Source organism: Pseudomonas sp. WS 5079 (assembly GCF_012985465.1).
GTDB lineage: Bacteria > Pseudomonadota > Gammaproteobacteria > Pseudomonadales > Pseudomonadaceae > Aquipseudomonas.
Genome location: NZ_JAAQWN010000004.1, coordinates 141,833 through 164,891, shown reverse-complemented (window position 1 = coordinate 164,891; position 23,059 = coordinate 141,833). Strand labels below are relative to the sequence as shown.

Genomic DNA, 23,059 nt, shown 5'->3' with positions numbered 1-23,059 from the left:
TCAGAGGAACAGCCCATGCAGCTGGCCGGTAAACGCATCATCGTCACGGGGGGCGCCAGGGGTATTGGCGCGGCAGTGGTCAAAGCATTTGTGGAGGAGGGAGCCTATGTCGTCAGCCTCGACCTGGGCGAAGCCGCCTCGATGACGGGGGACGGTGGCGGGTGGGCGCATACACGAGTCTGCGATATCGCTGACAGCCAATCCGTGGACGCCGCTTTCGCCTGGGCCAACGAACGGCTCAATGGTCTGGATGTGCTGGTACATGCTGCGGGTATCGCGCCGAATGCCAGTGCCGACAGCATCACGCTGGACGAGTGGGAAAAAGTCTTTGCGGTGAATACCCGTGGCACATTCCTGACCAACCGCGCGGCCTATGAGCTGCTGAAGGGCAGCGGTGGGCGGATCATCAACTTCGCCTCTGGGGCAGGCGTCATCGGACAGCCCGGCAAAGCCCATTACGCGGCCAGCAAGGGGGCCGTGCTGGCGTGGACGCGCACGGTGGCGCGGGAGTGGGGCCCATTGGGCATTACCGTCAACGCTATCGCCCCGGCGATGTGGACGCCGATGTACGAGGCGACTCGCGCGAGCATGAGCGCCGAACAACTGCAGCAGCACGATGCGTACATGGCAGGGCAAGTGCCCATCGGCGGACAACTGGGTGAACCGGCCCGGGATCTGGCGCCAGTGCTGGTATTTCTTGCCGGAGAAGGTTCTCGATTTGTCACCGGGCAGACGCTGATGATTGACGGCGGGATGCTGATGCTCAGTTGAGTTGAAGGTGGGGCGCCTGGCGCCTCGCCTAGCGGCTGCGGATCAGCTGCAAAAATTCCTGACGGGTGTTGTACGACTCGCGGAAGGCGCCAAGCATCACTGAAGTACTCATCACCGAGTTCTGCTTCTCCACACCTCGCATCATCATGCACATGTGTTTCGCCTCGATCACCACGGCCACCCCGGCGGCATTGGTGACCTGGGCGATTGCATCGGCAATCTGCCGGGTGAGGTTTTCCTGGATCTGCAGGCGGCGGGCAAACATGTCGATAATTCGCGCGACCTTCGACAATCCGAGCACTTTGCCTGTCGGTATGTAGGCAACATGAGCCTTGCCAATAAATGGCAAGAGATGATGTTCACACAGCGAATACAATTCGATTTCACGAACGATGACCATCTCATCGTTATCCGACTCGAACAGTGCTCCGTTGACGATCTCTTCCAGCGTTTGCCGGTAGCCATGGCAAAGATAACGCATGGCTTTCGCTGCACGTTCCGGAGTCTTGAGCAGGCCTTCACGCTGTGGGTCTTCACCGACGTGCTGGAGAATTTCCCGATAATTTTTCGTCATTTCTTCGTTCATCGATCGACCTTATTGTTAGTGATGTAAGGGGAGCAGCTAAGCCAGCGGCCTGCTCAAACCGGTCAGCACCATGCTGGTAAACAGACTCGTCAGACTTTCCAGAGGAGGCCGCGCATCCTGCGGGTAACCGGCTACCACGCCATCGAGCAATGCTTGCATGCCCAGCGCCATCGGTGCGCGCTGGCCGGCCGGCAATCCACAACGGCTGAGGATGTTTTCCAGGTCCCGGGTGCGGGTGTCGCGCAGTTGCTCGACGCGTTCGCGCTGCTCCAGGCTGAGGCTGCGAAATTCCATGCGCGTCAGCGTGTGGCGCTGATCGTGCAAGCTGTTGAACTGCAGGTGCACACGTACAAAACGTTGCAGTTGCAGCCGACCCTCAGCATGACGCGCGACCTTGGTTTGCAGTAACGCCAGAAGATCGCTTTCATGCGTCTCGATCAGTTCGAACAGCAGCGCCTGCTTGCTTTCAATGTGGTTGTACAGCGATCCCGGCTGCAAATGCATTGCGGCTGCCAATTGGCGCAGGCTGACACTTTCGAATCCATGCTCGGCAAATAATCTGAGCGCCGTGTGGTACAGCAATTCGTGGGTTCCGACATCGCCATCCGGCTGCCCATGCCAGCGCGGCTGAGGGCCGGCGGCCGTTGCGGGGCGGGCGCCAATCATGGACGTTCCAGCAACAGGGCGACGCCCTGGCCGCCGCCAATGCATAAGGTCGCCAGGCCTTTTTTCGCGTCGCGCTTGAACATTTCGTGCAGCAGCGTGACCAGCACACGACAACCCGAAGCGCCAATCGGGTGACCGAGGGCAATGGCGCCGCCGTTGACGTTCACTTTGTCAAAATCCCAACCCAGCTCTTTACCCACCGCCAACGACTGGGCAGCGAACGCTTCGTTGGCCTCGATGAGATCGAGTTCAGCCAGGCTCCAACCGGCTTTTGCCAGACACTTGCGACTTGCCGACACCGGCCCGATGCCCATGATCGCCGGGTCTACGCCAGTACACGCACCCGCCTTGATCTTTGCCAGAACGGGCAAGCCCAACTCCCTGGCCTTGTCTTCGCTCATCAACAGCACTGCAGCGGCGCCGTCATTGATTGTCGAGGCGTTGCCGGCGGTGACGCTGCCGTCTTTTCTGAAGGCTGGTTTGAGCCCGGCCAGGCTGACAGCAGTGGTTTGCGCGCGAGGTTGCTCATCCACGGCAAACAGCAGCGGCTCGCCTTTGCGCTGCGCAATCGGCACCGGGGTGATCTCCGCGACAAAACGGCCGGCCTCAATGGCTGCGCTGGCAAGTTGCTGCGAACGCAGGGCATAAGCGTCCTGCTGCTTACGGGTCAGGCTGTGAGCGTCGACCAGATTTTCCGCAGTGATGCCCATGTGGTAGTCGTGGAAGGCGTCGATCAGGCCGTCCTGCAGCAGCGAGTCGGCCAGTTGCGCGTTACCCATGCGCAAGCCGGTGCGCGCTTTGGCCAGCGTGTAGGGAGCCAAGCTCATGTTTTCCATGCCGCCGGCAATCACCACCTCGGCATCGCCACAGCGAATCGCCTGAGCCGCCAGCATCACGGATTTCAACCCGGAGCCGCAGAGCTTGTTCAGGGTCATGGCCGATACGCTATGGGGCAGGCCTGCTTTCAGCGCCACTTGGCGTGCCGGGTTTTGCCCACACCCGGCCGTGAGCACCTGGCCGAAAATCAACTCATCGACCAGGTCGACGTCAATCCCGGTTTTTTTCAGCAACGCCTGGACCACCACGCTGCCCAATTCCACGGCACTGGTGGTGGCCAATGCGCCTTGGAAGGTACCGATGGCGGTGCGGGTGGCGGCGACTATCACGACTTCATGCATGCTGTGCTCCAGTTTTCGGTGGATACGGCGTGGTGCCTTTTCAGGCAACCGACGCCTGCCACACTCGGGCTTACAGTTGGGTAACGGCTATTTTGCTGCCGGCCTGACTGGCATCGTGGAACTGCGCGTTCGAGCCATCGCGCCACCGTTCAAGCAATTGCGCCTGACGCTGTTGGGCGTGAACGAGGTAGCGCTCCTTGACCGGGCCATAACCGCGCACGCTGTCTGGCAGCTGTGCCAGGTCCTGGGCCAGGGTCAGGTTGTCGGCGGTCAAATCCATCAAGACTTCGTCGAGGACACGTTCATAATTGGCCAGCCAGTCACGTTCCACCTTGCGTTCGTGAGTGTGGCCAAACGGATCGGCCCAGGTGTTGCGCAGGAACCGGAACCTAGCCAGCAGCTTGAAGCCTTGCAGCATCCACGGGCCGAAGCTGCGCTTTTTCGGCTCACGGCCGCTGCCGTTATCATTCAGCAGCGGTGGCGCCAGGTGGAAACGCAGGCGGTAGTCGCCCTCGAAGCCAGCCTGGATTTTTTCCAGGAACTGGCCATCGGTAAACAGGCGTGCCACTTCGTATTCATCCTTGATGGCCAGCACTTTGAAGTAATAACGGGCGACGCTTGCCGACAGTTTGCCCGGTTGCCCGAGCAGCGCCGTTTCCGCTTTCATGAATTGCTCGACTCGTTGCCGGTAACGTTGGGCATAAGCCTTATTCTGGTACGCCGTGAGAAATGCCATGCGTCGTGCCAGTGTTTCTTCCAGGCTTTGCGACAGCAAGCGATCTGTGTTCTGCACTTTACCTGCTTCCAGTTTGCGCAAGACCCGTGGCAAGTCTTCGGCACTGCGCCGGCCCCAGGCAAAGGCGGCGAGGTTGAAGGGCACCGCAGTGCCATTCAGTTCGATAGCCTGCAGCAGCGCGGCTTCGCCCACCGGTAACCAGCCTTTCTGGTAGGCGTAGCCGAGCATGAAGGTGTTGGTGGCAATCGAATCGCCCGTCAATGCCGTGGCGATTTTGCTCGCGTCGACAAAGTCCGCCTGGGCATGGCCAACCGCTTCGGCGATTTGTGCCGACATGTTGTGGGTGTGGAATTTCGGGTCCGGGTGCTTCAGCAAATCTCCGCTTTCCGCCTGTTGGGCGAAGGTCCGCACGAATGCGCTGGTGATGGTTTCTTCACTGTTGATCAGCGCATGGGTAACGCCTTGACGCAGCTTGGACAAGGTTTCGGTATTGGCACTGACCACCAGATCGCAGCCTAACAGCAAGGCTGCTTCACCTTCGGCAATACGGGGTGCGAACAATTGATCCTGGTGCGCGGCAATGCGGATGTGCGACCACACCGCGCCGCCTTTTTGCGCCATGCCGGCCATGTCCAGATTGAGCGTGCCTTTGCCTTCGATAAACGCTGCCATTCCTAGCAAGGCGCCGATGGTCACCACGCCGGTGCCACCCACGCCGGTCACCAGAATGCTGTAGGGCTCATCCAGCGTAACGGTTGATGGCGTGGGCAATGCCCATAATTCATCCGCTTTGGCTGCCAGCGCTTTGGGTTTGCGCAACGAGCCCCCTTCGACCGTGACGAAACTCGGGCAAAAGCCGTTAAGGCAGGTGAAATCTTTGTTGCACGAGGACTGGTCGATTTCCCGTTTGCGGCCGAACTCGGTTTCCACCGCCACCACCGACATGCAGTTGGATTTGCTGCTGCAATCGCCACAGCCTTCACACACCGCTTCGTTGATCACAACCCGGCGTGCCGGGTCCGGGAACTTGCCGCGCTTGCGACGCCGACGTTTTTCCGCAGCGCAGGTCTGGTCATAGATGATTGCGGATACGCCTTGGAACTGGCGCAGCTGTTCCTGCACTTCGTCCATCTGGTCGCGACGCAGCACCGGCACGCCGTCTGCCAGTTCATGGATGTGCTGATATTTCTCGACATCTTCGCTGACCACCACCACACGCTGCACGCCTTCTGCAACGAGTTGCCGGCTGATTTGCGCCACGCTGAGGCTGCCGTCCACTGGTTGGCCGCCGGTCATGGCCACGGCGTCGTTGTAGAGAATCTTGTAGGTGATCTGCACCTTGGCCGCGATGGCAGCCCGAATCGCGAGAATGCCGGAGTGGAAATAGGTTCCGTCACCGAGGTTGGCGAACACATGTTGAGTAGTGGTAAACGGTGCCTGGCCGATCCACGCCACGCCTTCGCCCCCCATCTGACTGAACGTCTGGGTCTGCGGGTAGATCCAGGCGGCCATGTAATGGCAGCCGATGCCGGCCAATGCGCGACTGCCCTGCGGGACTTTGGTCGAGGTGTTGTGCGGGCAACCGGAACAGTAGTGGGGCACGCGTTCCATCAGGTTACTGAACTGGTCTTTGCTCGCCAATTGCGCATCCAGCACCGCCAGGCGCACTTGCAGCGGGCCACTTTGATGCAGGCGCAAAATGCGTTTGGCCAGCGCCCGGGCGATCATAGCCGGGGTCAGGTCGTTGATGGCGGGTAGCAACCAACCCGTGTGCGGCAGGCTCCACTCACCCTTGTCGTCAAACTTGCCGACGATGCGCGGGCGCACATCCTCGCGCCAGTTGTAGAGTTCTTCCTTCAACTGGTACTCGATCATGTGGCGTTTTTCTTCCACCACCACGATTTCTTCCAGGCCCTCGGCGAACTGCCGGACGCCTTCAGCCTCCAGCGGCCAAACCATGCCGACCTTGTAGACCCGCAGGCCAATCTGCTGGGCGAGTGTTTCGTCGATGCCGAGGATTTTCAGTGCCTGGCAAACGTCGAGGTACGATTTGCCTGACGTGATGATGCCGATGCGCGCTTTCGCTGAGTCCATCACGACACGGTCGAGGCGGTTGGCCCGTGCATAGGCGAGGGCAGCATATAGCTTGTGTTCCAGCAGGCGCTGTTCCTGTGCCAGGGGCGGGTCCGGCCAACGGATATTCAAGCCACCTTCGGGCAGCGGGATATCGGGAATGATCGGTTGTACGCGATGAATGTCGATGTCGACGACGGCCGCGCTCTCTACGGTATCGGCCACCGCCTTGAGGGCGACCCAGCAGCCGGAATAGCGCGACATGGCCCAGCCATGCATGCCGTAGTCGAGGTATTCCTGCACCCCCGATGGCGCCAGCACCGGCATCATCACCGCTTTGAAAATGTGTTCGGTCTGGTGCGGTAGCGAGGAGGAGCGTGCGCCATGGTCGTCGCCGGCAATGGCCAGCACGCCGCCAAATTTCGAGGTGCCGGCGGCGTTGGCGTGGCGGAACACATCGCCGCAGCGATCGACGCCCGGACCCTTGCCGTACCACATGCCAAACACGCCATCGTAGGTGGCGCCTTCGAAGAGATTGACCTGTTGCGTACCCCAGATTGAGGTAGCAGCGAGGTCTTCGTTCATGCCTGGATGGAACACCGTGTGGTGTTCCTTGAGGTAGTCGCGCGCCTTCCACAATGCCTGGTCGAAACCACCCAGCGGCGAGCCACGGTACCCGGAAATAAAACCGGCGGTATTCAAGCCATTGGCCAGATCGCGTTGGCGCTGCATCAGCGGCAGACGCACCAGCGCCTGAATCCCGGTGAGCAAAACTTTTCCAGTGTGCTGGACGTACTTGTCATCCAGAGACGGGGGCGCACTCATGTTCATCCTCCAGGCTTTATTGTCATGGCGGCGCCAGGAGAGCGGCGTTGCCTAGTTATTGGCTGGAGTCTAGGGAGCAGTTTTGCCATCGTAAAATCACAAAAACAATGGGGCGGTATCGGATATTCAAATACCGCAACGCACACTGTTCTTCACGCTGTTGTAGATAAAGCCGGTTATCGGTCTGGTGTCATTTCACCTTGTTTCGGGCTTGATATCCCCACAGAAAATATCCACGTTGCCATCGGCCGGAGTGGTCCTTATTACTAAGTAATATCCACCAGAAAGCAGCTCTGCCAGCGTCACTGGCGCACTTCGTGAATAGGTCCAGCCGCGCGTTGCAGAAATGCGATTGGTGTTGATCCGGTCATTCATTGCATAGGCGACAGTCCCGGGGCGCTCGCAGCTGCCTTTGTTGATAAAGGTGTAGAGATTCAAGGGCCGAAGGGTGCCGCTTGGAACTCCACTGACGACAAAGGAAAACGCTGTCTCATTGCCCTGAACGGCCAGCGTTGCATTGGCGATCTGACCGCCGTTGCGTGGTGTAGCGTTCAAGGGAACAGTCACTGTCTGGCTTGATGAAGTCGTACAGCCGACGATCATCGCAGCGGCTAGGAGTGTCGCTGTCCGGGTTCCCGATTTCATGGTCACCTCCTGTACTCAAAAAGTACGATCCAGGACCTTTGAGTATAGGTCGGGAGTATTTGACCAATACCAAAATGCATTTCAGCAATACTCCCAATCGTTGTCTCGAACCTCCCCGTCCCGTCTACTTCAGTCCATACCGAAAGCCCACAGACGAGCGCTCATTGGCGCGGTCCAGACGGCCCAACGCTTCGGCTGCCAACAACAATAAAAAGTAATGGGAGTGTTGATGATCGACGCAAAGCTAAAGCCGTTAAGCCTGGCTGTCTGGTTCAGCGTGACCGGGTGTGCCTTGACTGTTGGCGCTGTGCAGGCCGCCGAGTTTGATACCGGCAATCCGGACTGGACCGCGCGCTGGGACAACACCGTACGTTACAACCTGGGCATACGGGCCGAGGGGCGCGACTCCGCGTTGGCCAATAACGCCAGCTACGACGAGTCCGACGCCAAGTTTGATCGGGGCGATGTGGTGACCAATCGTGTCGATTTGATGAGCGAAATGGAGGTCGCGTACAAGCAGTACAACGGCTTTCGCATCAGCGGCGCTGGCTGGTACGACCAGGCATATGAAAACACTGATGTCGAAACCAGCCCCGGCAATGTTTACTACCCAGGTGCGTTCCCCGGTACCAGCACGCCGAGCTACAACAACGGTAAATACTCCAGCTTCACCAAACGCTATCACCGTGGCCCTAGCGGCGAGTTGCTGGACGCCTTTGCGTTTACCCGCTTCGACCTGGGTGAGATTCCGGTCAGCGTGCGTGCCGGCCGGCATACCGTGTACTGGGGCAACGGCCTGCTGATTGCCGGGCATGCGGTGTCCTACTCGCAAGCACCGTTGGATGGGCGCAAGGCGGTGAGCAACCCTGGTACCGAGACCCGTGAAATCTTCCTGCCGCTGACGCAGATTTCAACCCAGGCTCAGGTCACCGACAAGTTGTCGCTGGCAGCGCAATACTTCTTCGAATGGGACACCACGCGCGCGCCTGAAGGCGGTACCTATCTGGCCTCCGCCGACGTCGCCCTGGAAGGGCCGGACCGTTTGCCATTGTTCAGCGGTGTTTCGCGGCCGTTGATTGATCCGGTCAAACCCAAGGACAGGGGCAACTGGGGCGTGATGGGCACCTACAGCTTCGACTTCCTGCATTCGGAGGTCAGCGCGTTCTATCGCGAGTTCGATGACTACAACCCGTGGGGCCTGCAAGTAGCGCCGACCTTCGCCCGTTACGTGTACGCCGAGAACGTCAAGCTCTATGGCCTGGGTTACTCCGCAGGTCCGGTATTGGGCGGAGGTTCCCTCGGCGTCGACCTGTCGTATCGCCAGAACACCTCGCTGGTCTCCAGCAACATCAGCACTGCCGACAATCAGGGCGCTCGCGGTGACACGTGGCACATGGTGGTCAACGGCCTGTGGTTGCTGCCGCGCACCGATTACTTCGACACCGGCAGCCTGATCACCGAAATGGCGTTCAGTCATGTGCAACGGGTGACCAAGCACGAGGAACTGTTCAAAGGAGAAGGCTATGGCGGCTGCCCGGCGGGGCAGGACAAGCATTACGGCTGCGCTACCAAGAACTATGTCGGCCTGGCCGTTAGCTTTGCGCCGCAATGGCTTGGGGTGTTCCCTGGCTGGAATATTTCCACGCCCATGAGTGTGGATTACGGCGTCAACGGCAATGCCGCCACGGGCGGTGGCAACGAAGGCAAATACACCTGGAAAGCAGGTGTGAAGGGCACCTACGACGAGCGCGTCGACGTGACTCTGTCGTACATCGGCTACGGCAGCGAACGCAAATATGCAGACGTTGCCGGCGTCGGAAAAACCGTCGTCGGGGGCACCGGCGACGTCGGCCTGACCGACCGCAACTGGGTCTCGCTGACCCTCAGCACTGCGTTCTGAGCCGCGCCTGAACTGCAATGCAGTGATCACCGGACTCGGCGATCACCCATCTGAATGGAGAACGTTATGACGGTTAATGCATATGCGATGGGCCTTGTGGCCATTGCTTTGGCGGGGGCGGCTGTGGCCGATGAGGGCGCTACCACCGCCGACCTGGGCGGTAAGCTCACGAGCTTTGGCGCGATTGTGGCGGGTAACGCGGCAGGCACTATTCCGCCCTACGACGGTGGCCTGAAAGTGCCCGCAGGGCTGGTGCCCGGCGACGGCAACTGGCCCAACCCGTTTGCCAATGAAAAACCCCGCTTGCGCATTACGGCGGCTAACGCCGACCAGTACGCCGACCAATTGGCGGCCGGGCAGCTGCAACTGCTCAAGCAGAACCCCGACACTTATTATCTTGAGGTGTACCCCACCCACAGGACGGCAACCTTTCCGGCGAATTTCCTGGCAGCCACCCAGCGCAACGCCAGCCGCAAGGACTGCAAAACCGAGAACGACGGGCTGTCGATCAGCGAAGGGTGCCGGGGCGGCCTGCCATTCCCGCTGCCGCGAGATGGCCGGGAATTGATGTGGAACTACATCCTCAACTATCAGGGCGTGAATGGCTGGGACTGGAACCACAGTGCCTACGTGGTTAATGAAGGCCACGCGACGCTAACCAACACCAATCGGTCCACCGGCGAAAAACCCTTCTACCAGATGGATGTTCCCGGGCGTGATCCGAAAATCGCCCAGCGTATCTGGTCGCGCATCGTCGCGCCGGCCCGTACGGCCGGCCAGGCATCCGGGTATTGGGATTATCTCGACCCGGTCGCCGACTCCCGCTACGCCTGGAGCTACAGCACCGGCCAGCGCCGCGTGCGCAAGGCTCCGGAATTCAACTACGACACCCCCAACTCGGCGTTCGGCGGGGTGGCGTTCTACGACGAAATCTTCCTGTTCTCCGGAAAGATGGACCGTTTCGACTGGAAGCTGGTGGGTAAAAAGGAAATGTTCATCCCCTACAGCAACTACACGCTGAAATGGGGTTGCGACATGGACAAGAAACTCATGCCCAAACACATCAATCCCGCGTGTGAACGCTGGGAACTGCACCGTGTCTGGGTGGTGGAAGCGACCCGCAAGGACGGCGTCCGCCACGCGCAGAAAAAACGCCGCTACTACATCGACGAGGACACCTTTGGTGCTGCGGTCTACGACGCCTGGGACGACAGCGGCGCGCTGTTCCGTACCGGCTCGCAATACAACATCGAGGCGTATGGCATTCCCAATAACCCGCAACAGGATTCCTACTCGTTGTACGACTTCACCCGTGACCAGTACGGCATGTTCGGCAACGGCCCGACGCGCTACCGCCAGGAACCGGTCGCCGAGCGTGAAGCCAATCCGCAGACCATTGCCGGTGGCCAGACCCGCTGACCTCATGCTCCTTTTCGGCGCTTGTCACAGGCGCCGATTTTTTTATCCGTCCCGAGACCCTTTTATGAGCGAGATTGTGCAACGTTTAGACGGCAAGGTCTGCGTCATCACAGGCGCCGGCAGTGGCATCGGCCGCGCCTCGGCACTGCGTTTTGCCCGGGAGGGCGCCACGGTAGTGGTCACCGACCTTTTCGCCGAATCGGCGCAGGCCGTGGCAGCTGAAATAGGTGCCAAGGCAATGGCCATGCAAGTGGATGTTGGTGAGGAAGGCGCCTTGCGGGAGATGGTCGAGCAGACTGTCGAGACCTTCGGTCGTATCGACGTGTTGTTCAATAACGCCGTGTACAGAAACCCGGCCACCACCCGCGATATCGACTTCATCAACTTCAACACCGAGCTGTTCCACAACTGCATGCGGGTCAACGTGTTGGGTGGCGTGTTGGCGTGCAAATACGCCTTGCCGCACATGCTCGCCCAGAGCAGCGGTTCGATTCTGTTCACCTCGTCCACCAGCTCGATTGCCGGCGAAATTTCTCAGTTCAGCTACGGCGCCTCCAAGGCCGCGCTCAACTGGTACGTGCAAAGCATTGCCGCCACCTTTGGCAAACGCGGCATTCGTTGCAACGGCATCCTGCCGGGAGTGATTCGCACGCCAGCCATGGAAAGTTGGGCCAACGAGGCGATGAAGTCGGCCTTTCTCGACCTGCAAAACGTACCGCAACTGGGCGAGCCGGAAGACATCGCCGCCATGGCCGCTTTCCTCGCCAGCGACGACGCCGCCTATGTCAACGGGACGCTGATGCGCGTGGACGGCGGTATGAGTTGCGGCACACCGATGGTGCCGGTGGTGCGCAACTTCCTGCTGCCTCAAACCTCGGTCTGATCCCGATCCATTCACTGCACTGGAGCCCGTTTCATGGCACTCGAACAGGAACGCTTCATCCTCGACATGCTGGCCGCCTGGGGCGATGGCAGCGACGGCAGCCGCCCCGATATCGAACGCATCATGGCCACCTTCGCCGACGACGCCGTCTGGCAACTGTGGGTGCCCGGTGGTCCCGTGATCCGGGGGCGCGATGCGTTACGCCGGGAGATAGAGCGACAGATGAGTTATGTCACGCATAACCGTTGCACCACGCGCCACATCGTCTCTTCGGAGCGCGTGGTGATGACCGAACGCGACGATTACTGCGTCAGCAACGGCGTCCCCATGCCGCACTCGATGGTGGCGGTGTATGAGCTGGACGAACACGGACTGATCTGTGCCTGGCGCGAGTACCTGGACACCGCCGACCTGGCGAAGAAAAAGGGCGTGCCGCTGGAGCAGGTAGGCGGGCCGAACGCTGGTAGCACCAGCACCCATTGAGAGCGGCGCTGGACATCAGCGCCTGAGGAAGACCCCGTATGCCAACAACAATAAATACGACTGTTGATTCGGTCGAAGAAAAGCTGCGCACCTTTGTCGAAGGGCTGCTGGGCGGAAACATCACGGCCATGCAACGCCTGCTGCGCTGGCGTCCGGCGTGGAACCTTGAACTGCAACGCGATGGCGAAACCCTTCAATTGCATATTCGTGGCGAGCGAGGTGGTGATGTCAGCCCATTCCCGGATCTGCGCCGGGAGGCGGATATTCTCACCTTGCTCGGCCAGCAAGGTGTGCCGGTGCCGCGTATCTACGGCTTCTGCGAAGACCCGCAAGCCATCGTGATGGAGTTAGTGCCGGGCAGTCGTGATATCAGCACGGCGATCAGTGATGCCGAGCGCCATGCTGTCGCACGCCAGTGGGTCGACGCCATGGCGCGCATGCACCAATTGCCGTTGCAACCCTTCATTGAGCAGGGCATTCACCTGCCGACCAGTGCCGAGGACATTACCCTCGCAGGTCTGGAAGCTTACTACCCGCTGTATGCACGCAATAAAACCAGGCCTCAGCCGCTGGTTGAATTCGCCCTCGGCTGGTTGCGCCGCAATGTGCCGCAGCACCGTATCCGGCCTGCTTTCGTGCAGTACGATTCAGGGCAATATCTGTTCGAGAGCGGACAGGTACAGGGTCTCTACGATTTCGAATTTGCCATGATCGGCGATCCCTTGGCCGACCTGGCGTCGGCGCGCATGCGTGACAATTACGAGCCGCTCGGGGACAGCTTCGCCGCCCTGTATCGCTACTACCAGCAAGTAACCGGCGAACCGGCGGAGCCCGATGTGGTGCGTTACCACACGGCACTGTTTGCCACCGTCAGCACGATGCAGTTCTCGGCGTCGGTGGCCACGCCACAACCGGGCGACCCACATGACACCTACACCGAGTTTGACATCGCCCTGCGCCGGGTGGTGGTGCATGCGCTGGCCGAAGCCATGGGTGTGCCTCTGCAAACGCCGAAACTGGACATGGTCAGCAGCGGCCCGAATGCCCAGTTGCTGACCATGCTCGCCGATGCCCTGGCGCAGGTGGAAGTCGGCAGTGACTTCCAGAAAACCAAGCTGCGCGCCGTGAGCAAACTGGTGGAGTACCTGGGCCGTGGCGATGCCATGGAATTGCACTTGCGCGAGCTGGAACAACAGGAGGCGCAAGTCCTGCTGGACCGCACCTTCAGTGACTACAGCGAGATTGATGCAGCGCTGGAAGCCTTTGTCAAAAGCGCCGGGCCTGAATACGACGGGCCTTTGCTGCGCCTGTTCATGGCGCACATCGAGCGGCGCGTCCTGGTCTACGGCAGCACCGCCATTGGCGCCTCCGCCCGCCACATCGACCTGCCACCCGTGGCCTGACAGGGTGAAACCTTTCTCGCCCGGTGGCTGGTCGCCGGGCCTTCGTATTCGGAGTGTTTATGTCTGTTCCTGATAATGCCTTCCTGCATCGGTATGGTCCGTGGGCGGTGATTGCCGGTGCCTCCCATGGTGTGGGCGCGGCGTTTGCCCGTGCCCTCGCCGAGCGTAGCCTCAACTGCGTCCTGGTGGCGCGCCGTGGCGACGCCCTGGCGCAATTGAAAGGCGAATTGGAGCAACGTTACGCCATCGAAGTGCTGGTGGTAATCCAGGACCTTTCTCAGCCCGATGCCTGTGAGCGATTGCTCGCGGCTGTCGGTGAACGTCAAGTTGGTCTGTTTATCTACAACGCGGGTGGCGATCCCTACATCACGCGCTTCCTCGATACCTCGACCGAGGACTGGGGCGCGTTGCTGCGCCTCAATTGCTTGACCGTGATGCAATGCAGCCATGCCTTTGGTGCCGCGATGCTGGAGCGCGGGCAGGGCGGCTTGCTGTTGGTGGGTTCCCAGGCTGCATTGGGGGGTATTCGCAAACTGGCGATGTACACCGCCACCAAAGGGTTTGCGCTGAACCTCGGCGAATCGTTATGGGCGGAGTGGAAAGACCGTGGCGTCGACGTGCTCAATTTGGTCATCGGCACTGTCGACACACCCACCATGCGCGATGCCATGGTCAAACTGAACATTGCCGACGCCCTGACCATGACCTTGCCCAAAGCAGATGACTTGGCGCTTCTGGCGCTTGAGCAACTGGGTAATGGCCCGACGCTGATTCACCCCGAAGACACCCTTGTTCAGGTCGAGACCGCACCTGGCCCGGCACGTCGTGCCCAGGTACTGAGCAAGAGCGCGCAAGCGGCTGTGTTTATTGGCAACGACTGAGGTCACACACCATGAAAGGCTTTGATAACGCAGAATTCAAACGCGGCTGGCGGGTGCTGATTCTGGCGCTGGTGGGCGTTGCCACCAGTTCCAGTTCGTTGCTGCTGTACAGCTTCAGCTCCATGGTGATTCCGCTGGAACAGGCCATGGGCTGGGGCAGGGCGGAGTTGCAGGCGGCGATCACCGCGTTATCGCTGGGCACCATCGTCGCGTCGCAATTGGCCGGCTGGCTCAACTCGCGCTACGGCTTGCGCCGGGTCACGTTGCTGTCGCTGCTCGCGTTGTCCCTGAGTGTCTTCACCCTGACCTGTATCAATGGCTCGATCTGGACCCTCTACCTTGGCTTTTTCCTGGTGCCGCTAGCCGGGCTGGGTACGTTGCAGGTGACCTGGTCGCACCTGGTGAACTTGTGGTTCGAGGAAAACCGTGGTCTGGCGCTGGCGATCATCCTCAGTGGCTCCGGACTGGCGGCCATCATGCTTCCGCTGATCACCGCCTGGGCGATCAGCCGGTGGAATTGGCAGGCGGGATTCCTCGCGCTGGGTGTATTGCCGGTGCTGCTGGCGTTGCCCTTGGCCTTACGCTGGTTGTTGCCGACCACCAATGTCAGCCACAACTCGACGCAACTCCCCGCCACCAGCGAACAAACCGGCGGTCTACTGCTGCGCGAGGCGATGCGCTCCTGGCGTTTCTGGGTGTGCAACCTGTCGATGACGTTGGTGGTGTCGTGCGTGGTGGGCATGGTCACCAACATTGTGCCGTTGCTGCAGGACCGTGGCCTGAGCGCCCTGCAGGCCAGTCAGATTTTCGCCAGCTTCGGCGTGTCGCTGATCCTTGGCCGACTATTGGTGGGCTACCTGATTGACCGGTTGTGGGCGCCCGGTGTTGCCTCTGTCGCGCTGCTGATGCCGGCATTTGCCTGCGGCATTTTTGCCTATGGGGATTCCAGTATTGCGATGTACACCCTCGCCACGTTGCTGGTCGGCGTGGGTGCCGGTGCCGAGTTCGATATCGCTGCTTTCCTGATCGCCCGTTACTTCGGCATGCGCGACTACGGCCGCTTGTTTGGCGCGCACCTGGGCTTGATTACCGCAGGTGCGGCGATCTCGCCGTTACTGTTCGCCGGGTTGTTCAAGCTCACCGGTGGCTACTCGGCCATGCTGCTGTTCAGTTTTATCTGCTTTGTCGTCGGCCCATTGCTGCTGCTGACATTGGGTGGGTATCCGCGATATCAGTCCGAGCCATTAGTTGCCAGTTAGAGAAGCTGCCGAAGTAAATATAGACAAATAACAGAATAATGTTCAATTATTGCCTCGAGTGCAGCCTGACAATAAAACAGACAAGGAGAATGCCATGCGTGCAGCAATCATTTCCGAGCGCAATGCGCCGCCGGTAGTGGGCGAGTTTCGTGATCCGCAGCCGCTAGACGGCTCGGTGCTGATCGATGTCGATACCGCTGGCCTTGGTGGCTGGGATGTACTCGGCGCCTACCGTCTGGGTGTTGAATATCCCTGTGTCATTCGCGGAGAAGGCGTTGGCCGTGCGCCGGATGGCCGCCGGGTGTATTTCGGCGAGCGCTCGGTGTTGCCGTTTGGTGCCTGGGCAGAGCGCACCCTGGTGCCGCAAGCCGAAGTATGGAATGTGCCGGACGACGTGGACGATAAAACCGCGATCAGCATGGGCATCGCTGCGACCGGCGCCATCGTGCCCCTGGAAAAAGCCGCGATTCAGAAGGGTGAGAAGGTGCTGATCCTGGGCGCCACCGGCACGCTCGGCCAGATCGCCCTGCAACTGGCGCGCGGTCTGGGTGCAGGCAAAGTGGTCGGTGCTGCCCGGTCCGCTGAAGCACTGGGGCGGTTGAAGTCGCGAGGCCTTGCCGATGAAGTGGTGACCCTGGGTGGCAGCGATGACGTCGCGGCGCTCAAGGATGCGGCCGATGGCGGATTTGATGTGGTGCTCGACCTCGTGTGCGGTCAACCGATGTTGACGTCGCTGAAGGCCACCAACTGGGGCGCACGGATCATGACCATTGGCACGGGAGCCGGCCGCCAGCTCAATCTGGATATTGCCGATCTGTTGTTTCGCAATCTGTCGTGCATCGGCACTGGCCAGCGCCCGCCCGCAGACCGTGAACAGATCTGGCTGCGTCTGCTGAAGATCGCCAAAGAGCAGCAGATTCAGGTGGATTACCTGGATTTTACCCTCGATCAGGCGGCTGAAGCCTGGGCCGCGCAGGTCAATGGGCCACACGCCAAAATCACCGCCACGATTCGTCGTTAAAGCCCGTATTGCTGGAAGGCGCCCTTGTCCGGGTGCCTTTCAGCGCTGGCGCTGGTGGCGAAATTCCTCGGGTGTGACACCGAGCTCTTTACGGAAGGCCGCGCTGAAAGCGGCGGCGTTGTTGAAGCCGGCCTGATAGGCCACTTGTTTGATCAGCAACCGTGGGTCAGCCAACAGCGCCACGGCTTTTTGCAAACGGGTTTGCGCGGCGTACTGGCGCAAGGTCATGCCGGTGGTGTTTTTGCAGCGACTGGACAGGGTCCGCAACGGCAGTTCGCAGGCCCGCGCCAAGTGGCCCAGTGAGCGGCCTTCGTCACTGGCGCTGTCGAGCAATTCACGCAGGATGTTGAGTTGACGATGGCTGAGTTTTTCAGCGCAGTGTGAGGAACAAGTGGCATCGTCGGGCGCGTCGATAAATTCGCGGCGCAGGTCCAGGGCAATGCTGGTGAGCAGGCACTCGGTGTGCAGCTCGCTGGCGAAGCCGGGGTTGGCGACTTCTTCGGCCAGCCGTTGCAACGAGGCGTGCAAGTAGCCGCTTTGCAGGTTGAGCATGGCTGCGCTGACGTTGTCCTGCCAGTTCCAGCGATAGCTGCCCAGGACGCCGAGTGAGGAGGGGTCGAATAGACACACAAGGGCCTTTTGCTCTCCGGCATCGTGACGCAGGTGGAACTCGGTGCCATGGGGAATGAACAACAGCTTGCCCAGGGGTTGGAATTGAGGCGCACCGTGGCTGGAAAAACCGCCGCAGTTAGGCTTGATCTGCGAGCTGGCCGGCAGCATCAAGCGCAACAGGCAACTGTCGCCGGTTTCTATCAAGGCAGTGCCAGTGTTGGACCATTGCGCGTGTTCAACCCGGATGTCGAAGCCTTGCCTGGCCAATGAAGCTTCGGTCAGGAAATTACCTGACGCTTCACAGTCGTACTCGCTGTAGTGGATCGCGTTCATTTTTCAACCTTCAGCCATTTTTATTATTGGCGCTGAAATTCGAAGGATAACGATACGTCAGGGCAGCTACCCGGTCTCGAGTGTAACCAGCCCGTGGACCGAGCTGTTTCATATATTCAGGCGGCAGGTATCAGAAAATCAGATGACGAAAGGCAAAGATATTTCCATGCGCCAACTGCGCTATTTCGTTGCCGCCGCCGACGCCGGCCAGTTTTCCCAGGCGGCGCTGAAGGCGCATGTATCGCAGTCGGCGATTACTGCGGCGGTGTTGCATCTGGAACAGTCCTTGGGCGTCAGCTTGTTCGACCGCTTGCCCCATGGCGTGGCGCTGACCGCTGAAGGCAACAAGTTTTCCCAGCATGCGCGGCACATTCTCGACACGCTGCAGGACGCTCTCAGTGAACCGCTGTTTCTCGGCCATGCGATGCAAGGAACCGTGCGTGTGGGTGCCTCCTACACGGTGCTCGGTTACTTTCTGCCAGCGCTGCTGGCACGCTTCAAACGTAGCTACCCTCAGGTAGAGATCGACCTGATCGACATGGACCGCCAGAGCATTGAAGCGGCCCTGAGCAATGGCGACCTCGACTTGGGCCTGGCAATTGTCTCCAATACGCCGAACTTGCACGGTTTCGCTCACCATGTGCTAATTCGTTCGCGCCGCCAACTCTGGCTGGCAAGTCAGCACCCATTGATGTCTGCCACCTCGATCAATCTCGAAGACGTCGCCGAGCATGCCTATATCCTGGCCACGGTCGATGAGGGGGAGACCTCGACCATGCGCTATTGGGAATCCCGCGGACTGGCACCCAAGGTGGCTTTTCGTACCTCATCCATGGAGGCATTGCGCGGGCTGGTGGGGCATGGTTTCGGTGTGACCATTCTCTCGGACATGCTGTACCGGGCCTGGTCTCTGGAAGGCAAGAAGATTGAAATCCGGCCGCTGGTGGATGTGATTCCACCCATGGAACTGGGGCTGATCTGGCTGCCGGATAACTGTTTGTCGGCACCGACCCAGGCATTCCGACAGTTTCTGATCATGGCCTGCGCCTCTTGATCCCGCTACTGGCGCACGTTGTTGTCAGGCGGCCAGGTGCCGTTGTTCATCAGGCTGTCGAAGGTTTCGGTCAGCCACCTGCGCAAAGTGACCGAGCACGAAGAGCTTTATCTGGGTGAAAACAACAATAACTGCGTTGACCCCCGCGTCGGCACACCCGGTTCAGGGGACAAGCGCGACGGTTGTTCGACCCGGGATTACGCGGCCATCGCCGTCAATTACACACCGCAATACCTGTCGGTACTCCCGTCCTGGGACATGACCGTACCGTTGACCGTCAATTATGGCCTGTCGGGCAACGCAGCCAGTGCCGGCGGTGGTAACGAAGGCGCGCTGACCTGGTCTGCCGGCGTGCAGATGACGTATGCCCAGCGTTATGAATTTGGTTTGCGTTATTCCGATACAGACGCTCAAACGAAGAACATTCCCGGGGACACCGTCGGGGGCAACGGCGCCGTGGGCGGAACCGACCGTGGCTGGCTGGCCTTCACCTTCAAAACCTCCATCTAAAAAAGCCAAGAAGCGGAGTATCTGTTTATGAAAGGACAATTTGCATGGGCGGTGGCGCTGTTGAGCATCGCCACCGCCAGCCTGGCTGCGGCACCGGCCGACCAGGTTGCACAGATCGGAAAAACCCTGACGCCGTTCGGCGCAATTATCGCGGGCAATGCCGATGGCAGCATTCCTCCCTATACCGGCGGCCTGACGCAGAGCCCGCCAGGCTTCAAGCCCGACAGCGGCTTCTGGGCCGACCCCTTCGAGGATGAAAAACCGCTGCTGCGGATCAACTCGAAAAACATGGAGCAATACGCCGACCGCTTGAGCGGCGGGCAAAAAATGCTGCTGAGTAAATTTCCCGACTACTACCTGGATATTTACCCGACCCACCGGACCGCGGCGTACCCGCAAGCGTTGCTCGATGCCTCTGTGCGCAACGCCAGTAACTGCCGCACGACCAAGGACAACCTCGCAGTCGATCCGGCATGCCGAGGCGGGCTGCCGTTCCCGCTTCCGCAGAACGGCAATGAAGTCATCTGGAATCAACAACTGCGCTACAAGGGAACGGGTTACACCACCACGGCTTCGTCCAACAGTTGGGTAGTGGATTCTCAGGGTTCGGTGACCAAGACCGCCGAGTCCGCGACCATGGAGGAGGCGCCGTACTACCAGACTCAACAGACCGATCGCGATCCGCAGTTGTACTACCGCGCCTGGGCACTGGACAGTTATCCGGCCCGCAGCGCCGGGCAACTGATCATCCTCGCTGACTACCTCGACCCGCAAAGCCAGCCACGGCGTGCCTGGAGCTACACCCCAGGCATGCGCCGCATCAAGTTGGCGCCGGAGTTCGCCTACGACACGCCGGTGCCCAACCAGGGCGGTGTGAACCTGTTCGACGAATTGCAGATGTTCTCCGGTAGCCAGGACCGTTTCGACTACAAACTGGTGGGCCGCAAGGAGATGTATATCCCGTACAACGCCTACAAGTTCTACTTCAGTTGCGGCCAGGAAGAACAGTTCAAGCCGCATCATGCCAACCCGGCTTGCGAGCGCTGGGAACTGCACCGGGTGTGGGTGGTGGAAGCGACTCTGAAACCGGGCAAACGCCACGTCTACAGCAAGCGCACCTACTACCTCGACGAAGACACGTTTGGTGCCGGCCTGTATGACGCCTGGGACCAGGGCGGGGTGCTGTATCGCGCGCTGTTCCAGAGTGGCGTGCAGCTGTACGACAAAAACCTGCCGTACACGGTAAAAAACGTCAGCTATGACTTCAACAAAGGCATGTGGTCTTTGCTCAACGATGGCCTCAAGGGCGGATATCGGGTGCACGACACGCCGTTATCGGAGCGTGACATGAAGCCTGAGTCGATTGTTTCTCAGGAGACCCAACGCTGATTTCATCGGTTGAACACGCATTTGCGGCCTGAGAGGGCCGCTTTTTTTTGTGCGGATTTTATAAAAGGTAGCCCTGCGACTCATATTTAAATGAACACATATTAGAAATGTGTTTATATTATTGAGGGTGCAGTTATCCCTTAAATTGATCCGGATGCCCTGCGAGCGGGTCGTTCGGTCTGCTGGCTAATTACAACAAGGAGAACGCCATGCTGATTGATGTCCACGCCCACTTGCTGACTGAGGGCATGCTGAACCGTCATGAGTTCTGGGGGCCATTCATGAAAGTGCAGGGGCTGACCGTGGGGCATTTTTCCCTCGGCACCAAGCAACCGGTCAAAGCCGCGACGGATGCCGAAGCGCAGGCCAATATCCTCGCGCGCATGAGCCACGCCAGCCGTCGCCAGCTGATGGCCGAGCGGGGTGTCGACAAACTGGTGATGTCCACGCCGTCTCATTGCTTTATGTATTGGGCGGGAGATTTCGCTAACGAATACGCGCGCATCTGCAATGACGAGTTGTCGGCATTTTGTCGGGCTGATCCCGACCACTTCGATTTCTGGTGCCACGCCAACCTCGCGGATCCGCTGAATGCGGCCAAGGAAATTGAACGCGCAGTGACTCAGTTGGGCGCCAAGGGTGTGTGCGTCGGCGGGGCCAACTTCAATGGCCTGGAGGCTCACGACGAACGCCTGTTCCCCGTCTGGGAAAAACTCACCCAGCTGGATGTACCGATCATGGTGCATGGCTTCAATCAGTCGATTTACTGGGGCGAAAAACACACGGACGACAAGTTTGAAACCACCTCCATCGTCGGTGACTGCGTCGATGAAACACTGTTCTTCTGGTACCTGATCTGCGGTGGCGCGCTGGATGTTTTCCCGACCTTGAAAACCTACATCACCCATGCCGGTGGCATGGCGGTTTTCCAGTTGGGGCGCCTGAGCGAACTGAACCGGGCCATGGCACCGGACTCGCGCAATCAGCGTCCGTTGATGGATTACCTGCAGAACTTTTACTTCGACCTTGACGTTCATGCGCCGGGCTTGCGTCGTGGCGTTGCCGAGGTGGTGGGGGCGGAGCGCCTGTTGTACGGCACTAACTTTGGCGGGGCCTACGACCATGGCGATCTGACCGAAGGCATCGGCTTGTCCGCTGAAGAGCGCGAGCGGATTCGCAGCGGTAACGCGATCGAACTGCTCAAGCTGAAGGTGCCGGCCAACGCTGGTCGGGTGCTGACGCCGTGACGGATAGCTCGCTGGGGCGGCCCTACCCGCAGCGCAGCGGACGGTTGCCACGGCACCTGAGCGAAATTACCGCAGCCTGGCTAACTCAGCTATTGCAGCCGCGTTATCCGGGCGTCGAGGTGCTGGCGTTAACGGCAGTGGAAGTTCGAAACGGTCACACCACCAAATTCCGCGTCAGGCTTGAGTTGAATGAGGTCGGTCAGCACGCGGGTATTCCTGCGCACGTGTGCCTGAAGTCGAATTGGTCCGAGGGTTTCGAGAGCGGCGATATCTGTGAGCTGGAAGCGCGCTTTTATCATTTGGCGCACGGCTGGTCCGATGCGCCACTGCCAGACACCTATCTCACCGACTGGGACGCCGATGGCGGCGGTCGAGGCGTGGTGATGATGGAAGACCTTGGTCTGGCCGCCGGGAAATTTGGCCATAGCACCGATCACCTGGGCGTGGATGGCGTCGCTCGGGGGCTGGAGTCACTGGCGACGTTGCATGCTGCCACCTGGAACAGTCCGCAGCTACGGGGCCAGGGCTGGCTGCCGGTGTCGATGGCCAACCCGGTGGACTGCGACGGCCTGCTGCGTATGTACAACTACATCAAGGTCAATCTGCGCAAACCGGAGTACCAACGCCTGTTGCCGAAATGGATGTATGAGACACCGGAGTTGTTCAGCCATGCGTTTGATGAATTGGCAGCTTTCGAGCGCGAACAGTCGTCACCCAGCTGCCTGATCCATGGTGATTCGCATCAGGGCAACAGTTTTTTACGCAGCGACGGCCAACGTATCTGGCTGGATTGGCAACTGTCGAGGCGTGGCCGGCCATGGCGCGATATCGCCTATTTTATGCTGGGGGCCTTAACCGTCGAGGAACGGCGCGCCGATGCGCAACGCCTGCTGCGGGTGTACCGCGAAAAACTGATCAGCCTCGGTGCCGAAGGCGTGCTTGACCAGGACGCTGCCTGGGAACAGTTTCGCCGTTGGCCGGTTTGGGGGATGCAGACCTGGATGTCGAATATGGATGACTGGGGGCAGGACGGTTTGCCGATGGTGGAACGTTTCTTCGCCGCTGCAGAAGATTTTGATACCGTGCGTTTGCTCACACATGGGCGTAAGCCTCGCCGTACGCCGACACTGGGGCAGGGCGCGCGTCCGTTAACGCAGGCCTATCAACATCTACTGGAGGATTGAG

The 23,059-nt window shown here is 59.9% G+C and carries 19 protein-coding genes and 1 pseudogene; 14 read left to right on the top strand and 6 right to left on the bottom strand.

Translation table 11 applies throughout. The features are described from left to right. Positions 1-15 precede the first annotated feature (15 nt). Positions 16-771, top strand: coding sequence for an SDR family oxidoreductase (locus HBO05_RS12325; protein ID WP_020300839.1), 756 nt, complete (start codon positions 16-18; stop codon positions 769-771). Between the two features lie 28 nt (positions 772-799). Here the strand turns inward: HBO05_RS12325 and folE are convergent, their stop codons facing one another. The 5 genes from folE to HBO05_RS12300 form a co-directional block, all read right to left on the bottom strand. Continuing rightward, complete coding sequence (gene folE / locus HBO05_RS12320; RefSeq protein ID WP_020300838.1) at positions 800-1,357, bottom strand: GTP cyclohydrolase I FolE; 558 nt, start codon at positions 1,355-1,357, stop codon at positions 800-802. Positions 1,358-1,393: 36 nt separating this feature from the next. After that, on the bottom strand, positions 1,394-2,023 hold the full coding sequence (locus HBO05_RS12315) for a TetR/AcrR family transcriptional regulator (protein ID WP_020300837.1): 630 nt from the start codon (positions 2,021-2,023) through the stop codon (positions 1,394-1,396). Further along, on the bottom strand, positions 2,020-3,201 hold the full coding sequence (locus tag HBO05_RS12310) for an acetyl-CoA C-acetyltransferase (RefSeq protein WP_020300836.1): 1,182 nt from the start codon (positions 3,199-3,201) through the stop codon (positions 2,020-2,022). The genes HBO05_RS12315 and HBO05_RS12310 overlap by 4 nt, the downstream gene beginning before the upstream one ends. A gap of 70 nt (positions 3,202-3,271) precedes the next feature. Continuing rightward, on the bottom strand, positions 3,272-6,835 hold the full coding sequence (locus tag HBO05_RS12305; RefSeq protein WP_172312780.1) for an indolepyruvate ferredoxin oxidoreductase family protein: 3,564 nt from the start codon (positions 6,833-6,835) through the stop codon (positions 3,272-3,274). A 195-nt stretch (positions 6,836-7,030) separates the two neighbouring features. Beyond that, positions 7,031-7,480, bottom strand: a complete 450-nt coding sequence (locus tag HBO05_RS12300) for a hypothetical protein (protein WP_082643857.1) — start codon at positions 7,478-7,480, stop codon at positions 7,031-7,033. 229 nt (positions 7,481-7,709) lie between these two features. Between HBO05_RS12300 and HBO05_RS12295 the strand changes: the two genes are divergently transcribed. The 8 genes from HBO05_RS12295 (at position 7,710) to HBO05_RS12260 (ending at position 16,729) form a co-directional block, all read left to right on the top strand. Then, entirely contained in the window at positions 7,710-9,380 is a 1,671-nt protein-coding gene (locus HBO05_RS12295) for a DUF1302 family protein (protein WP_090234955.1), read from the top strand. Positions 9,381-9,446: 66 nt separating this feature from the next. Continuing rightward, positions 9,447-10,799 (top strand): DUF1329 domain-containing protein, encoded by a 1,353-nt coding sequence (locus HBO05_RS12290; RefSeq protein WP_057005036.1) that lies wholly within the window; start codon positions 9,447-9,449, stop codon positions 10,797-10,799. A gap of 64 nt (positions 10,800-10,863) precedes the next feature. Then, positions 10,864-11,682: an SDR family oxidoreductase gene (locus tag HBO05_RS12285; RefSeq protein WP_172312778.1), complete on the top strand. Its 819-nt coding sequence runs from the start codon at positions 10,864-10,866 to the stop codon at positions 11,680-11,682. A gap of 33 nt (positions 11,683-11,715) precedes the next feature. After that, positions 11,716-12,165 carry a nuclear transport factor 2 family protein gene (locus HBO05_RS12280; protein WP_020300831.1) on the top strand — a complete coding sequence of 150 codons (450 nt, stop codon included), beginning with the start codon at positions 11,716-11,718 and terminating at the stop codon, positions 12,163-12,165. A 38-nt stretch (positions 12,166-12,203) separates the two neighbouring features. Next, entirely contained in the window at positions 12,204-13,568 is a 1,365-nt protein-coding gene (locus HBO05_RS12275) for a phosphotransferase family protein (RefSeq protein WP_057005037.1), read from the top strand. 59 nt (positions 13,569-13,627) lie between these two features. After that, on the top strand, positions 13,628-14,449 hold the full coding sequence (locus HBO05_RS12270; protein WP_020300829.1) for an SDR family NAD(P)-dependent oxidoreductase: 822 nt from the start codon (positions 13,628-13,630) through the stop codon (positions 14,447-14,449). 11 nt (positions 14,450-14,460) lie between these two features. Next, positions 14,461-15,708: an MFS transporter gene (locus tag HBO05_RS12265; protein WP_020300828.1), complete on the top strand. Its 1,248-nt coding sequence runs from the start codon at positions 14,461-14,463 to the stop codon at positions 15,706-15,708. Between the two features lie 94 nt (positions 15,709-15,802). Continuing rightward, positions 15,803-16,729: a zinc-binding dehydrogenase gene (locus HBO05_RS12260; protein ID WP_020300827.1), complete on the top strand. Its 927-nt coding sequence runs from the start codon at positions 15,803-15,805 to the stop codon at positions 16,727-16,729. A 39-nt stretch (positions 16,730-16,768) separates the two neighbouring features. Here HBO05_RS12260 and HBO05_RS12255 read toward each other — a convergent pair whose 3' ends face one another. Further along, positions 16,769-17,674, bottom strand: a complete 906-nt coding sequence (locus HBO05_RS12255) for an AraC family transcriptional regulator (RefSeq protein WP_020300826.1) — start codon at positions 17,672-17,674, stop codon at positions 16,769-16,771. Positions 17,675-17,816: 142 nt separating this feature from the next. On the opposite strand from HBO05_RS12255, the gene HBO05_RS12250 reads away from it, so the two are divergent. The 5 genes and pseudogenes from HBO05_RS12250 to HBO05_RS12230 all read left to right on the top strand — a co-directional run bounded on the left by HBO05_RS12250 (position 17,817) and on the right by HBO05_RS12230 (position 23,058). Further along, entirely contained in the window at positions 17,817-18,728 is a 912-nt protein-coding gene (locus tag HBO05_RS12250; RefSeq protein ID WP_020300825.1) for a LysR family transcriptional regulator, read from the top strand. A gap of 54 nt (positions 18,729-18,782) precedes the next feature. Next, positions 18,783-19,238, top strand: a pseudogene (locus tag HBO05_RS12245) (DUF1302 family protein); the annotation flags it as partial. 27 nt (positions 19,239-19,265) lie between these two features. Next, positions 19,266-20,627 (top strand): DUF1329 domain-containing protein, encoded by a 1,362-nt coding sequence (locus HBO05_RS12240; protein ID WP_020300821.1) that lies wholly within the window; start codon positions 19,266-19,268, stop codon positions 20,625-20,627. Positions 20,628-20,836: 209 nt separating this feature from the next. Beyond that, the gene (locus HBO05_RS12235; RefSeq protein ID WP_057005040.1) at positions 20,837-21,874 is read left to right on the top strand and encodes an amidohydrolase family protein; all 1,038 of its coding nucleotides are present in this window, start codon (positions 20,837-20,839) and stop codon (positions 21,872-21,874) included. Next, complete coding sequence (locus HBO05_RS12230; RefSeq protein ID WP_082643858.1) at positions 21,871-23,058, top strand: phosphotransferase; 1,188 nt, start codon at positions 21,871-21,873, stop codon at positions 23,056-23,058. The genes HBO05_RS12235 and HBO05_RS12230 overlap by 4 nt, the downstream gene beginning before the upstream one ends. Position 23,059 lies beyond the last annotated feature (1 nt).

What these genes read in the sequence shown, in the direction of transcription:
- HBO05_RS12260 (WP_020300827.1), top strand. Translation starts at nt 15,803, where the DNA reads ATGCGTGCAGCAATCATTTCCGAGCGCAATGCGCCGCCGGTAGTGGGC.
- HBO05_RS12255 (WP_020300826.1), bottom strand. Translation starts at nt 17,674, where the DNA reads ATGAACGCGATCCACTACAGCGAGTACGACTGTGAAGCGTCAGGTAAT.
- HBO05_RS12275 (WP_057005037.1), top strand. Translation starts at nt 12,204, where the DNA reads ATGCCAACAACAATAAATACGACTGTTGATTCGGTCGAAGAAAAGCTG.
- HBO05_RS12240 (WP_020300821.1), top strand. Translation starts at nt 19,266, where the DNA reads ATGAAAGGACAATTTGCATGGGCGGTGGCGCTGTTGAGCATCGCCACC.
- HBO05_RS12295 (WP_090234955.1), top strand. Translation starts at nt 7,710, where the DNA reads ATGATCGACGCAAAGCTAAAGCCGTTAAGCCTGGCTGTCTGGTTCAGC.
- HBO05_RS12325 (WP_020300839.1), top strand. Translation starts at nt 16, where the DNA reads ATGCAGCTGGCCGGTAAACGCATCATCGTCACGGGGGGCGCCAGGGGT.
- HBO05_RS12235 (WP_057005040.1), top strand. Translation starts at nt 20,837, where the DNA reads ATGCTGATTGATGTCCACGCCCACTTGCTGACTGAGGGCATGCTGAAC.
- HBO05_RS12300 (WP_082643857.1), bottom strand. Translation starts at nt 7,480, where the DNA reads ATGAAATCGGGAACCCGGACAGCGACACTCCTAGCCGCTGCGATGATC.
- HBO05_RS12250 (WP_020300825.1), top strand. Translation starts at nt 17,817, where the DNA reads ATGACGAAAGGCAAAGATATTTCCATGCGCCAACTGCGCTATTTCGTT.
- folE (WP_020300838.1), bottom strand. Translation starts at nt 1,357, where the DNA reads ATGAACGAAGAAATGACGAAAAATTATCGGGAAATTCTCCAGCACGTC.
- HBO05_RS12315 (WP_020300837.1), bottom strand. Translation starts at nt 2,023, where the DNA reads ATGATTGGCGCCCGCCCCGCAACGGCCGCCGGCCCTCAGCCGCGCTGG.
- HBO05_RS12305 (WP_172312780.1), bottom strand. Translation starts at nt 6,835, where the DNA reads ATGAGTGCGCCCCCGTCTCTGGATGACAAGTACGTCCAGCACACTGGA.
- HBO05_RS12280 (WP_020300831.1), top strand. Translation starts at nt 11,716, where the DNA reads ATGGCACTCGAACAGGAACGCTTCATCCTCGACATGCTGGCCGCCTGG.
- HBO05_RS12270 (WP_020300829.1), top strand. Translation starts at nt 13,628, where the DNA reads ATGTCTGTTCCTGATAATGCCTTCCTGCATCGGTATGGTCCGTGGGCG.
- HBO05_RS12265 (WP_020300828.1), top strand. Translation starts at nt 14,461, where the DNA reads ATGAAAGGCTTTGATAACGCAGAATTCAAACGCGGCTGGCGGGTGCTG.
- HBO05_RS12285 (WP_172312778.1), top strand. Translation starts at nt 10,864, where the DNA reads ATGAGCGAGATTGTGCAACGTTTAGACGGCAAGGTCTGCGTCATCACA.
- HBO05_RS12310 (WP_020300836.1), bottom strand. Translation starts at nt 3,201, where the DNA reads ATGCATGAAGTCGTGATAGTCGCCGCCACCCGCACCGCCATCGGTACC.
- HBO05_RS12290 (WP_057005036.1), top strand. Translation starts at nt 9,447, where the DNA reads ATGACGGTTAATGCATATGCGATGGGCCTTGTGGCCATTGCTTTGGCG.